Source organism: Shewanella sp. BF02_Schw, from assembly GCF_014596695.2.
GTDB lineage: Bacteria > Pseudomonadota > Gammaproteobacteria > Enterobacterales > Shewanellaceae > Shewanella.
Window position 1 is genome coordinate 125249 of the sequence record NZ_JABKAW020000004.1, and the last position, 13309, is coordinate 138557.

Here is a 13309-nt window from a genome sequence, read left to right on the forward strand (position 1 = left end):
TGTTTTACTGTTTGGCCTTATAATATCGCAATATATCACAGTAAGAATAAGATAATGAATCAAATGACCGCAACAATAGGACGCTGGCAAGGCGCTGGCTTAATGGCCACCACATTGCTAGGCACTGGGGTATTTATTTTACCGCAAATGACCATAGAGGTAGCAGGCTCAGGTTCGCTATTAGCATGGTTGTTATTAACGGTAGCCATTATTCCAGTCGCATTAGTATTTGGTTTGTTAGCGAGTCGATTCCCGCATGCAGCGGGTCCAGCTTACTTTATTGAAAAAGCATTTGGTGCTACAGCAGGCCGAACAATTGGGCTGATTTTTTTATTAGTGATCCCCATTGGTGCACCTGCTGCAATTTTAATGACCTTTCAATTTTTAGAAGCATTAATATCGATTTCTGGGCTAGGTCAATTAGTCGCAGAGTTATTGATTGTGGCTGTGTTATTGCTGCTGAATATTAAAGGTATTCAGGTGTCGGCAAAATTACAGTTTGCATTAACCTTGTTGATTGTATCGGTAGTCGCAATATTATTTGGCGCCAGCGGGTTAAATGTCGATCAGCTACAAACCTTTGCGCATGGCAGTCATCCGCAGTTTAGTGGGGTGATGCTAGCAATGGGTATTGGTTTTTGGAGTTTTCTAGGCATTGAGGCCATGACACATCTTGCCAGTGACTTTCGCCAACCCGAAAAAGATTTGCTGCCTGCAATGATGATGGGCACCGTATTAGTGGGTGTTATTTATTTAGCCTGTACTTTTTTATTGCTAATGGTACCAACCGAGGGTGACGGCTTAGCGATGATATCGGCATTTGATTATTTGTTATCAAACACCTTTTTGGGTGGATATGGCGCGTATATCATCGGAGTATTAGGTATCGCCAGCGGGTTAGCAACCGTGAATGTGTATGCTGCTAGCGCCGCGCGTTTATTGTGGAGCTTCAGTAAAGAAGGCATTTTACCGCGCTATTTTGATAAATTAAACCCACACGGTGTACCCTTTAGAGCCTTGTTTGCCATTTTGGGGGCTATGGCGGTGGTGATCATCGTGACCTTTTATAGCACTCAAGAATTAGAAGACTTAATCGCTTGGAGTAATGGCGTGTTTGTGATTATTTACTTATTGGCGATGTTGTCTGCAGCTAAGTTACTCAGCAAGCGGTATCTACCATTAGTGATTGCAGGTTGTTTGTTTTGTGTTGGTTTGGGCATCGCGCTTGGCAGTAATATGATTTACGCCATTGTATTGGTGTTGGTTATCGCCCCTTTTATGTGGTGGCAAAAAGCTCATCTTACGCGTAAGTATTTACTCAATAATAGCCAAGGCTAATTGGCTATTATTTAGCGAGTTTCCATGGCGATATTGCGCATTTGAATCAGTTCACTGTGCTTTAAATGCAGTAAATCAGCTGTACGGCGAATAATTTGGTCTTCATATTGCGACAATTCACCATCGGCATAAGCTAATTGCCACATTGACAGCAGTAATTTTTGTTTGTCATCAATACTAAATTGAGCATTGATTTCGGCGGTAAACTCAAATAGAGACGTGGCATTTTTACGGCTTTGATTTGCTTCTTCTATAAGGGTTATCGCTTCTTCTGGGTTAATGCCTAAAGTGCTGATGAGCACTTCGGGCAGTAAAGCAGCTTCAGCAGCAGCCAAATTTTCGTCGGCGTACACAACCTCTTGCAATAGGGTTGCCGCGGCCAGGTTGAGGTTTTTCTGTTTCTCTTCTGGGCTACTTTCTTGAGTATGCGATTGGAGAAATTGCTTTAGTTTGGCGATCATAATTATTCTGTCCAATGTTACTATTCATTTTTATGCTAGCAAAAATGCTAATCCCAAGCGAATGGCTTGGGATTAAATAATGTTAACGCGGGTGTTAGGGTAGCTTTAAGCCGTCTTAATAATGATTATAAGACTGAACCTAAGCCTTTCATTAATAAATCAACCGTACCGTCACCACCACTCTGTTGGAGATAGTTTTTAGCGATATCAACCATAGGGGTAATATATTCTTTTGAGATACCAAGCTTTTCAAAAGCATCATATACCATTGCGCTACCTTGTAACGCAGAGCCTAAATCACCTGCTTGTGACAATAATCCTGACATGCCATTGCCTGATGATAAAGCAGGAACTGCAGCCAGTAGACCGTCCGCATTTGGGATGCTGTTGCTTAATTGGCTAAAATCATTTTCACCTAAATTGGTTTGAGCCAAGCTAAGTAGTGAGCCTAACCCGCCTTCAGCTTGGGTTTGAGATAAGCCAAGTTGAGACATAACGTTACCCACTAAAGCACTTGATTGCTCAGTTGTTTCAGACAGTGCAATGGTTTTGGCTTGTTCAGTTGCTGGTTTTTTAGTTATTTCAGCAACGTTGTCTAACCAGCCCGCAGTTGCTGGCGCTGAGAATACGAAGACGGTAAACAGTACCGGTAATGCAGAAGCTAATTTCATAATGAGTGTCCTTTGATGTGGCTCAATGTCTAAACTTATGCATCATTTTACCCTGATTTACATAAATGCGACAGATGATCGCGATTTTTACACATTAGACTTGTGCAAAATGCATTTTTTTTGGGTATCCTAAGCGCAATATTCGTTGTTAATAGATTACTGGAACCCACATGTCATTGTTTGCAATTTTGACTGAAGCATTTAACTTTTTTCGAAACCACATCCGTCAGCTTGCCGTACTGACGCTGCCATTACTGTTAATCCAAGTCGCTATTCAACTTTGGCTAGGTAATGAAATGCTACAGGCTGATGCTGAAAACCCACAATTCGGTGCAGTACACGCTGCAGCAATGATGGTGTTATTGTTGGTGTTTTCGTTTTTAATTGCCGCATTAACTTTGTATTTAGAGCTACGCTCTCAAGGCCATGATCTTGCCCCGGCACAAATATTAAAGGCTAGTTTGCCTTTTGTACCGCCATTATTACTGGCTGGAGTATTTTCTGGTTTAGCCATTTTAGCGCCGGTGATGATCTTTGCTGCGTTTGGCCCACTATGGTTGATTGGCTTAATCGTGAGCTTGTACTTGTTTTCTCGCCTCGCCTATGTGAACTTTATGGTGGTGGTTGAACGTTTAACACCTTTAGAAGCGATTAAGAGTAGCTTTAAATTTAGCGGCCCTATAACGATTAAAACCATTGCGGTATTAATGCTGTACGTGCCATTGTCTCTATTAGCTGGCATGTTTTCACAAGTCGCGATGCAAGTTGGTTTTCCATTGCAGCTGGTGGTTGAAGCAACGTTTTCGTTCTTAGGTTTGTTTGTTAATATTGCGTTATTTAGATTGTATATGGTTAATCGTAAAACACCGGATGCCGATAAAGCAGAGGGATAAATATTCAATCAACATGCTAAAAGGAGAAACCATTGTTAAATGATATTGAGTTTATTAATGGTTTCTCTGTTGAGTTGGGCGATGATTACCGTTTAGCTAAAAGCTATGTACGCGATATTCCTACCCAAGCGTTAGTTTACATTCGCAGCTTTACCCATAAACTCGCCGCTCAATTAGCGGTGCAGCATGATGTAACGTTTACCTCGGCAAACTTGTATGATCGTATCGAGCAGCTAAACCTTCGACGCGTTATTGATGTTGCTGCAGTGCGGGCGTTACACCGATTGCGCAGTGATGGTAATCGTGGTGCGCATCCTGAAAAATATCATTTAACTCAAACTCAGCTTGTTAGCATCGCAGAAAAGTCGATCCATCAAATTCTGCAAATAATTGCAAAGCTATATCCTTCACTGCATCAAGGTGCTGCTCCGCGCTATCAATTTGAAGCATTTGATTCATATGCTGGCCGCGACTTATGTTATCGCGCAGTGATGAAGAATGACCCCGAAGCACAGTATTTAGTGGGGATGTCACTTAAAGCCAAAGGATTAATGCTACAAGAGCAAGAGCGTGCGTTGGCGCAAACCACAGACGGTTCACTCTTAGCAAATTCAAGTTCACATTCAAGTTCAAATTCAGCATCATCACGCTCAACATCGTCAAGTTCAAATTCAGCAGAATCAAACACTCCAAGCCTTATATCAACCACGGTTGAGCAAACGTCAGCGGATGTATTTGCCCAAGCAGCGCATTGGTTTCATATTGCATCAGTTCATCATCAAGCGGCATTGTTTGAGCATGGCGTGAGCTTACTGCATGGCTATAGTGGTGCGGCAAATCCTGCGACGGGCGAGGCGTTTATTGCGCAAGCTGCAGCACAAGGTATTGTTAATGCGCAGGCCTTATTAGGTTTCTTTTATCTGGTGGGCAGTGATCAATTTGAAGTGGATATTAATCAAGCCGAAACATTGCTGACATTAGCCGCTAATGCGGAAGATGCTGAAGCAATGTCAAACCTTGGGGTGCTGTTTTATCAAAACCAACAATTTGAACAAGCTTACTTATGGGTAAATAAAGCCGCGCAAACCGGTTACCCGCATGCACAATATCATTTGGCGCTGATGCTTGAACAAGGTGAGGGCTGCCAGGTTGATATCGCTACGAGCCAGCAATGGATGCAAGAAGCCGCCGAGCAAGGTCAATTAGATGCGATGTTACGTTGTGGCAGTGATATTTTGCACGACGATGGTGCTAGCCAACAGCAACTTAATATTGCTGAACACTATTTACATGAAGTGATTAAATACGGCCGTAATGTCACCGCGATGATTGAACTGAGTGTCGCCTTAGCCGACGGCATTTTAGGCCGTATCGATGTGGTACAAGCAGCGTATTTATTACAACAAGCTAATTTGCACGCCAACGAGATTCAGCGCCAAGTTATCGAACCGCTTTGGCAGTCGTTACTGATGCAAATTGACAGTGTTATCGCGCTTAATCCAACGGAAGATGAGTTAGCGACCTTGCAACAGGCAAAGTGCTTACTCGTGTAAATTACGTTTGCTTTATTATGGTTTTTTTACTTTGGGGTTGTTTTTACGTTGGGGGGTTATTAGCCAGTAAGGACTTACCGCAGATAAGTTTGTCGCGCGTACCTTCAATTCGCTTTAGTTAGAAACAATGCCTAATATTTAACTGATATATATTCAACATATCTCAACCTGCTTTGAAGCGCTTAGTGGAAAAACTTCACAGCAAGCCTAGCCTTACCATGCTCATACCAATAGAAAAGGTTAACTGACAGGTGCCTGCAATGAATATAACGACTTTGCCACCGCTTCCTGATGCGCATGCACTGGCTGTGTTATTGCTTGTGTTGCTTGCCCTGTTTCTATTTACCAGAGAATCTATTGCCATTGAGACGTCGAGTCTGTTTATTCTGGCAATGCTGAGCATCGGTTTTACTGTTTTTCCTTACGTCAATTCGCAGGGGCAACATCTTGAGGCGTTGCAGTTTTTCAGTGGTTTTGGCCATGAAGCGCTGGTGGCAGTGTGTGCGCTAATGATTGCCGGAAATGGTTTAGTGCGCACCGGAGCGCTAGTACCTCTTGGCCGAATTCTGGCGCGCTTATGGCTTGTAAGCCCCGCATTGAGTATGTTGCTGACCTTGCTGGTTGGCGCTTTTCTGAGTGCATTTGTTAATAATGTACCGATAGTCGTATTGCTGCTGCCTATTCTAATCAGTGTATCGCTGCGAACCGGAGAGCCAGCTTCGGGGATGTTAATGCCAATGGGATTTGCCACTCTGGTGGGCGGTATGAGCACCAGTATTGGCACCTCGACGAATTTGTTAGTTGTTTCAGTTGCTGCAGATATGGGCTTAAGAAGACTGCAGATGTTTGATTTTTTTGTACCGGCAGCAATCGTTGCCGCTATTGCTATTGTTTATTTATGGTTGATTGCGCCACGCTTACTGCCTGCTCGTAAGGCCATACTCAGCGATACCTCCCCAAGAATATTTACTGCCCAACTGGTTATATTGGAAGACGGTTTTGCAGTCGGTAAGACATTGACCGAACTGATTGAAAAGAGCTCAGGTTTGCTGGAAGTATCACGCATTATGCGGGGCACTGGAACCTATGTTGTACCGTTGCCCGATGCGCAAATTCAGGCTGGAGATAGGTTAATGGTGAATGACACTCCGGAAAATTTGAAGGAACTGGAAAGTGCTCTGGATGCCATGCTCTATGTTGGAGATACGCCTGTTGATGAAGAGCATCCATTATCCGGTGAGGGACAGCAGATTGCCGAAATAGTTGTCATGCAAGGTTCACCTTTGCTCGGTATGACCTTGAGGCAGCTTAACTTTTATGATCGTTATCAATTAATGGTGCTGGCAATACATCGAGAGGGAAACTCAGTAGAGACGCTGCGTGAAAAAATAGCACAGGCCCGTTTGCGCATTGGTGATGTTCTTTTAGTGCAGGGAGATCAAGATACCATTGGCGAAATTAAACGTGCTGGTGAGCTATTAGTGCTCGATGCCACCGCAGATCTTCCGTACACGGATAAAGCGGTAACGGCTTTACTGATTATGGCGGCAATTATTCTTGTGTCTGCATTTGGGGATGTTCCCATTGCGATAAGTGCTGTAGGGGGTGTGCTGCTTATGCTGGTCACACGCTGCCTAACCTGGCGCCATGCTTCTATGGCGCTAAGCACTCAGGTCATTTTGATTGTGGCGGCGAGTTTGGCGATGGGGGCGGCATTATTAAAAACCGGTGGTGCAGAGTATTTAGCACAAGTCTTTGTCGCGTTAACCGCAGGGGCTTCTCCGGCGGTTATTGTATCTGGACTGATGTTGCTAATGGCCATTATGACCAATATTGTGTCTAATAATGCTGCTGCAGTCATAGGCACTCCTATTGCTATCAGCATTGCGCAGCAACTGCAGGTTGATCCCGAACCCTTTGTTATTGCTGTGCTGTTTGGTGCCAATATGAGTTATGCCACACCTATGGCTTATAAGACTAACCTACTGGTAATGCATGCTGGCGGCTATAAATTTACCGATTTTGTCCGAGTGGGCGTCCCACTAACGATTATCGTTTGGGTGAGTTTATCGCTATTACTGCCAGTCATGTATTCGCTTAGCTGGTAATCTTTGAAGTGGCTGTTTATTCTTTATTGGCTACGGCCACTAACGTAGTTGGTTCTGACCACTTCAAAGCTAGTTATGTAAATCATTTATGCAGTAAAGTGAGTTAGCAAGGTACATCAGGGAAAGGCAATAATCGAAAAAGATGAAAGCTAACAAAACCCACCTTAAAAGGTGTAATCAGAACAGGAAATTAGCCAAAAGATTGTACAAAATACCACTACCGTTAAAAAGCGAATTCCTATAGCATCTTACGTTAAGAAAAAAGTTACCCGTTAACTTGGATGTGGCTTCGACCAAGTCCAACAAGCGATTTATGCGTCGCAAACAGCGCAACTCATAAATACTAAAACGTTAACTCTTAATCATGAAAAGGACATCATCATGTTTCCAATGGAATTTTACATCCTCCCTGAAGAGCTCTTCCGACTAGGTAATTCCACAAGTCCAAAGCTTGCCAATGTACGCGCTAGAGACGTAGATATAATCGAAATTAACGGTATTAAGGTTATTATCGCAAACGGTAAAGGCATTAGCGTCTTTGATAAGGTTGGGATCAACGAATCGCCAATGACAGGTTGGGCGTGGCGATTCGCTCCTAACACTAGGCCTCCGGTTGGTTTAAAGATGGTTCAGGATAAACCCCATCACTATTGTATTTCACCGGCGTGTAATATGCCTGTTGATAAATACAAAGGATTACTTGAAGAAATGGCATTGATTGCCACTCGGGTGTTCAAAAAAGAAGGCAAATTTGCATGAGTAGTATTCAACTCGATTTAACCGCTTCTGAAGCCAAAATTATTCTTGAGGCTCTGACAGAAATGGAAGCCAAGATGACTGCCATCTGCGAAACCTCTGCAGATGAAGATGAGGTTGCTGATGTTGGAAATGACCTCATTGAGGTTCGGCTGCTGCTAAACCCTCTCAAGAAGCAAGCAATTACTCAGTTTGGTGAAAATGTAATAAATTTTTCTCGAGAGCTACTATAAAGTTAACAAACAAAGTCACTGCGACCAAATACTCTTCACTTCGTTTTCGTGCCGAAAAATGCTCTCACAAAAACAAAGCTCCGGTATTTGGCGCGTGCTTTGGACGTTACCCATAGAAATTTTAATCCGAAACTCACGAACTAGAGTTAGGAATCTAACGCACTTTTGTCCATAAATGCGTTAAATACCTTGCTTGAAAATGGATAAATTCAACTCTGAACTTGTGGCCGTTGAAGACTCTTTATAAAAGAATGCGTGAGCTTGACAGGACGTCAGGCTAGCTTTCGCGGTACAGGATGTACCATCGGAAGCGTTAGCATTTTCATTCTTTATTACAAGATGGGCCGAAGACGGTTACAGACGAAGTCAAAAGCTGGATCAATCCCCATGGCAATTTTTTCGCTGTTTAGAAAATGTTGCGGGGCGGCTGGGAGTTCCAAGAGGGAACTGCCGTTGGTTTCCTCTTGGTCTGGTGTGGGTGAAGCGCCACGACGTTAGTGGCCGCAGGCCATATCTTAAATACACTTTTGTCCAAAAATCAGCAAGCGTATTAGCTTTTATCATTTGCACAATGGTCACTCTTCCACACCTAGATAATCGCCAGCCAGTTCGGTAATCTAGCAGTGTGCGATGGATGAAATGTCATTTCAGGCTTAAAGTTCAGGCTTAAAGTTCAGGCTTAAAGTTCAGGCTTAAAGTTCAGCGCTAAATAGTGGTGCACCCAACCACGGAATATAGCTGATTTGTTTTATCTAAGGCTATGAAAAAATACTAAAAAAACGGCCAGCGTTGTGCTGGCCTTAATGTTGTTTAAGTGTTTATGGCGTTGTTAGGCGAATGCCTACTGAATGGATTAATTTAGGATATCAGTGAGGGATTTACTGCCATTAAATAATTCAAAGACTTTGCCGCCTAGCTGTGGTTTTCCTACCGCGTAAGTCAGTGCGCGAGCAACATCTTCTCTGTTAATGGTCATTTTTTCTTTGCTGCTCGGCCGTTGGGTTTGGACTTTACCTGTGGCACGATCATCGGTTAATGAACCCGGTCTAAATATAGTGTAGTTAAGCCCACTGCTGATCAAGTATTCGTCGGCCATGTGTTTGGCAACTAAGTAAGGCTTCATTTGTTCTGAGCCTTGGTCGGGATCGTCAGCGCCGATAGAGCTGACCATAATGAAATGTGACACATTAGCCGCTTTTGCGTAATCAATGGCTTTACAGGCCGCCCATAAATCAATGAGCATAGTTTTGTCTGCACCTGTTTTACCACCTGAGCCAGCGCTGAAAATGACCTGATCGCAATCGTTAAATGCTTGGCTAAAGTCCTGTTCTAAATCCGCTTCAACGATGTCTAGCTTCTTATCGCTGGCGATATCAGCCAATTTATTTTTATCTCGCACTAACGCTATGACTGATTGGCCTTCTGCTAATAGCTGCTTTGTTGCCATGTTACCGATCTGTCCGCTTGCGCCTAAAATGAGTGTCTTGTTCATTTTATCTTCTCCTCAGTATCGAATTTTTGGCTTATATTACTGGCAAATGTGGCAGCATCGTTTGCTACTCTATTTGCCCGCCTTCTAATAACATTGGGATTTGATCTGCGCGATTCAATGCCTAAGAGGTGACTAGTGTTTAGCCGCTCTTTATGTTTTACATAAATAATAAACATAGCCAGCCGATATTTTTGGCGAATATTTAAGGTTTTACCGGCTTAGATATCGTTAATAGCTTGCAGGAATGACGACTAATGACGGTAATCTTAAGATAAACATAGCCAATACCAATTTAGAATAATGGCTAGAATCGGTAAGGTTGTCACTAAACGCATTTAACGGTTAGTTAATCTGCCTGATGCTCAAATGTGCGACCAGTGTGTTCAGTTTGATTCGATTTAGGTCGGCTAAACATATCTGCGTAAGGTGCTGCTTGTTCGCGCTGAACATCAGCGCGGTCTTGGTAGATATCACCTTGTTGGGCTTGTGACTGGTTTCTCTGCAATATTTTTTTACCTAATAGCTGTAAAGTAATAAAGCTTAATAAACCTAGTAACAATAAAAAGGGTAATAGCACAATTGTGGTTAATGCGATGCTAAAAAACATCAGTAATGCCAAGATGGGGTTCATAGCAGAGAATCGACTTTTCAAATTGGCAGTGTGGAATGATTGATTAAATTTCATGGTAGCTCCTGAATGCGCTTGGTCTGAATATGGGTGTCTAAAGACGTTACTTATAAATTAGTAACGATGACTTAATATACAGCCTGCAACGTTTTGACATAATATGTCACGTTAAACCTAGTTAATGTTTTAAGTTTGAGAGCGAAAGTTATTGCCCACACAGACAATGCCAAAGGGTTAATCGAGACTAGATTTAGGCATACTGTTTATAAAATGCTTTTAGTGATGGTTACTTTCGCTGTCATGTTATAACGGCTGCATGATGGTCAATAAGTTAGTCAATACTAACCTGTTATTTTTCAACTTTAGTTACGATAGTCCTGCAGATTTGGCATGACTCAAACGAGATTTCTGATTCGAGTTTTCTCGTTCAATATTTGGATGATCATGATAAATATCATCTTTGGGATTAGCTGTTGAAAGGGGTGATGATGCAGTACGATGCTGGCGCATGTATTGGCGTCTTAGCAGTGTCATACCGATGAAACCTACAAACACAAACAGTAATATTAACGGTACTATTAACAGTAATATTAACGGTAATAATAGCAAGCCGCCGATCAAGACTGTGGCAACCGTTGTAAATGCTGCCAATGGTCGCATTTTTTGCAGACGTTGCATTATTTTGTGAGTGTAAATTGAACTGAACATCCTCTGATCTCCGAGGGTTTACCCTATTACATAATCCATCAGGTTGGCTTGATGGATTATTTGTCATCTAGTCGTTTTATTTGAGTGTTGCGCGAGCTAAAAGTTCAATTTAGGCTCAATGTCAGCCGTTGTGTTTACTAAATATGTTGGTTCGCGATGGCTTTATCGACGCTGCTGAAAATAATATTGCGAAACCATTGATGTCCCGGCTCTTGATTATTTCGTTCATGCCATAAAAACACATAAGCCATAGGCATAAACTCAAAGGGTAAGGGAATGGGCACCAGCGAATATAGTTTTTGTGCATGGTTAGCAAAGCTAGAGGGCAAGGTAAAAATTAAATCGGTATTGGCACAAACGCTGGCAGCACCATAAAAATCTGGCACTGTGGTCGATAGGTTACGATGTAAGCCCAAGTTGGCTAAGTGGTAATCTAGTGCCCACCAATCGTTACCTTCACATCTTACCTGTACATGAGACATGTTAAGGTAGTGAGCTTGATCCCAGCGACCATCTTTTACAGCCTGTAAAATAGGATGATTTTTACGCACTAAGCAAACTTGATGGTCGTTAAATAAGACTTGTGATTCAATGCCTTCAGGTACGTTGTCAATATTGACGTCGGTTTGAGGCAGAATATCTCGACCTGCAATGCCAAAATCTATTTGTCCTTGCTGTAGGTCTTGCATGGATTTTTCGGTCCAAACATAGGAATCTAATTTTATTAACGGTGCCTGTTGTAATAATGGTCCGATAAAATAGGGAATTAAGGTTTCATAAGCACTTTCGACCATCGAGAATGAAAATTGGCGGTTACTGGTCGCCGGATGAAAAGTTGGCGGTTGCGTGAGTTGATACAAGTTTTGTAATACTAACGGCAGTTGTTGTCTTAATGCATCAGCATGTGCGGTTGGCTTTAAGCCGTGTGCTGTGCGTTGAAACAGTGGATCGTCTAATGTTTCTCGCAACCGATTTAAGCTTTTACTGACAGCAGATTGACTCACATGCAAGCGATGGGCAGCCCGAGTGACGCTTTGCTCCTCAAGTAATACTTGTAGAATGACTAATAGATTAAGATCGATTCGAGCAAGGTTGTCTAAATTCATGTGATATTCTCAAATGGAAATTCACTTCGGATTTTATATCATTTTCATTCATACCTCCATTTGACTTATTATAGTGCCCTATTAAGGGTGACCTTTGTGCATTAAAAATTTGAGAGAAAGAAGTTTATGCGTCGTAACCTATTGCCACTGTTAATGTTTATGGTGCTTTTGAGCCCGTTGGCTATTGATATTTATCTACCGTCTATGCCTGCAATGGCATTGGAGTACGGTGTATCAAACAGTGAAGTACAGTCCACCTTAGTGTTATTTTTATTTGCGATGGGCGTAGGGCAAATTTTAATTGGTCCACTCGCGGACCGTTTTGGCCGTAAACCTGTCGCATTATTTGGGATTGTACTTTATGGCATTAGCAGTTTATTAGGGGCTTATGCGGTTGAGTTTGAATGGTTGCAGGTTGCCCGTGTGTTTCAAGGCTTAGCGGCTTGTTCCACCTCTATTGTGGTATTTAGTGCGGTACGTGACTGCTATTCGCGCAAAGAAAGTGTGTCGATGTACAGTTATCTAAATGGTGCAATTTGTGTGGTCCCGGCACTGGCACCTACATTTGGTGGCTTATTAGCATTACAGTTTGGCTGGCGTTCTACCTTCATTTTTATGGCTTTGTATGCCATTTTTGTGTTGTTTTTGGTGGGGTTCCGTTTTCCGGAAACACGTCCGTTAAATACCGACAGTACAGGGCCTTTATACCGTTGGAGCCGCTATAAGCCGGTTATTGGCGACCCTCATTTTATGTTTTATGCCAGTTGTTGCATGATCGCGATGGCATCAATTTTATGTTACGTGTCTTATTCACCAGTATGGTTAATTGGTCATTTAGGCATTTCAGAATTAACTTTCAGCGGTTTATTTGGCCTTAATGCTGCGGTAAATATTGCCGCATGTTTTGCTGCCCCAGTGTTGGTTAAGCGTATCGGTAACCGTCCGGGAGTAGTAGTGGCATTATCGTTGATGTTGATTGCTGCTGTTATCGAAGCCGCGATGTACTTTGCTGGCCCTCAAGAAGGATTAGCCGCCGCAATAGCCTTTATGGCTCCGATGATGATTTTATGTATTGGCTTTGCTATTTTGCTTGGCCCAGCAACCAGTATGGCGTTGTCGGCTTTCGGTGAGCGCGCTGGTACCGCGACGGCGATGTTAGGTTGCATTCAAATGAGTGGGGCATCAATACTGACGGCGTTGATCCAGCTAACAGATATACCTGCACCTTATGCGATAGCGGTTGTTATGGGGGGCTTTAGTGCAGTATTGCTGATCATTATGGCAATGAACCGTTTAAGCCATCTGCATCAAGAACAGTTACAACATGACTAATTAGCTTTAGTAATATCACCTTTAACCCGC

13 protein-coding genes are annotated in these 13309 nt (G+C 42.7%); 7 read left to right on the forward strand and 6 right to left on the reverse strand.

Annotation, left to right across the window (positions count from 1 at the left end):
- Positions 1–54: 54 nt before the first annotated feature.
- Positions 55–1338 (forward strand): L-methionine/branched-chain amino acid transporter, encoded by a 1284-nt coding sequence (yjeH, locus tag HNW13_RS15810; protein WP_101084908.1) that lies wholly within the window; start codon positions 55–57, stop codon positions 1336–1338.
- A gap of 11 nt (positions 1339–1349) precedes the next feature.
- Here yjeH and HNW13_RS15815 read toward each other — a convergent pair whose 3' ends face one another.
- Complete coding sequence (locus HNW13_RS15815; RefSeq protein ID WP_101084909.1) at positions 1350–1799, reverse strand: TerB family tellurite resistance protein; 450 nt, start codon at positions 1797–1799, stop codon at positions 1350–1352.
- Between the two features lie 125 nt (positions 1800–1924).
- The gene (locus HNW13_RS15820) at positions 1925–2470 is read right to left on the reverse strand and encodes a DUF2780 domain-containing protein (RefSeq protein ID WP_182743340.1); all 546 of its coding nucleotides are present in this window, start codon (positions 2468–2470) and stop codon (positions 1925–1927) included.
- Between the two features lie 170 nt (positions 2471–2640).
- Here HNW13_RS15820 and HNW13_RS15825 point away from each other — a divergent pair, with 170 nt between their 5' ends.
- The 5 genes from HNW13_RS15825 to HNW13_RS15845 all read left to right on the forward strand — a co-directional run bounded on the left by HNW13_RS15825 (position 2641) and on the right by HNW13_RS15845 (position 8013).
- The gene (locus HNW13_RS15825) at positions 2641–3363 is read left to right on the forward strand and encodes a hypothetical protein (RefSeq protein ID WP_101084911.1); all 723 of its coding nucleotides are present in this window, start codon (positions 2641–2643) and stop codon (positions 3361–3363) included.
- A gap of 32 nt (positions 3364–3395) precedes the next feature.
- Positions 3396–4916, forward strand: a complete 1521-nt coding sequence (locus HNW13_RS15830) for a DUF4145 domain-containing protein (protein ID WP_192114019.1) — start codon at positions 3396–3398, stop codon at positions 4914–4916.
- Positions 4917–5176: 260 nt separating this feature from the next.
- Positions 5177–7024 (forward strand): SLC13 family permease, encoded by a 1848-nt coding sequence (locus HNW13_RS15835; RefSeq protein WP_192114020.1) that lies wholly within the window; start codon positions 5177–5179, stop codon positions 7022–7024.
- A 381-nt stretch (positions 7025–7405) separates the two neighbouring features.
- Entirely contained in the window at positions 7406–7783 is a 378-nt protein-coding gene (locus HNW13_RS15840; protein WP_011635781.1) for a hypothetical protein, read from the forward strand.
- A complete protein-coding gene (locus HNW13_RS15845; protein ID WP_123778767.1) occupies positions 7780–8013 on the forward strand; it encodes a hypothetical protein in 234 nt (77 codons plus the stop codon). The genes HNW13_RS15840 and HNW13_RS15845 overlap by 4 nt, the downstream gene beginning before the upstream one ends.
- Positions 8014–8866: 853 nt before the next feature.
- Here the strand turns inward: HNW13_RS15845 and HNW13_RS15850 are convergent.
- The 4 genes from HNW13_RS15850 to HNW13_RS15865 all read right to left on the reverse strand — a co-directional run bounded on the left by HNW13_RS15850 (position 8867) and on the right by HNW13_RS15865 (position 11947).
- On the reverse strand, positions 8867–9505 hold the full coding sequence (locus HNW13_RS15850) for an SDR family oxidoreductase (protein ID WP_192114021.1): 639 nt from the start codon (positions 9503–9505) through the stop codon (positions 8867–8869).
- A 346-nt stretch (positions 9506–9851) separates the two neighbouring features.
- Positions 9852–10190 carry a hypothetical protein gene (locus HNW13_RS15855; protein ID WP_192114022.1) on the reverse strand — a complete coding sequence of 113 codons (339 nt, stop codon included), beginning with the start codon at positions 10188–10190 and terminating at the stop codon, positions 9852–9854.
- A 309-nt stretch (positions 10191–10499) separates the two neighbouring features.
- Positions 10500–10841 (reverse strand): hypothetical protein, encoded by a 342-nt coding sequence (locus HNW13_RS15860; RefSeq protein WP_192114023.1) that lies wholly within the window; start codon positions 10839–10841, stop codon positions 10500–10502.
- A gap of 137 nt (positions 10842–10978) precedes the next feature.
- The gene (locus HNW13_RS15865) at positions 10979–11947 is read right to left on the reverse strand and encodes a LysR family transcriptional regulator (protein WP_192114024.1); all 969 of its coding nucleotides are present in this window, start codon (positions 11945–11947) and stop codon (positions 10979–10981) included.
- A 126-nt stretch (positions 11948–12073) separates the two neighbouring features.
- On the opposite strand from HNW13_RS15865, the gene HNW13_RS15870 reads away from it, so the two are divergent.
- Positions 12074–13279 carry a multidrug effflux MFS transporter gene (locus HNW13_RS15870; protein WP_101084920.1) on the forward strand — a complete coding sequence of 402 codons (1206 nt, stop codon included), beginning with the start codon at positions 12074–12076 and terminating at the stop codon, positions 13277–13279.
- Positions 13280–13309 lie beyond the last annotated feature (30 nt).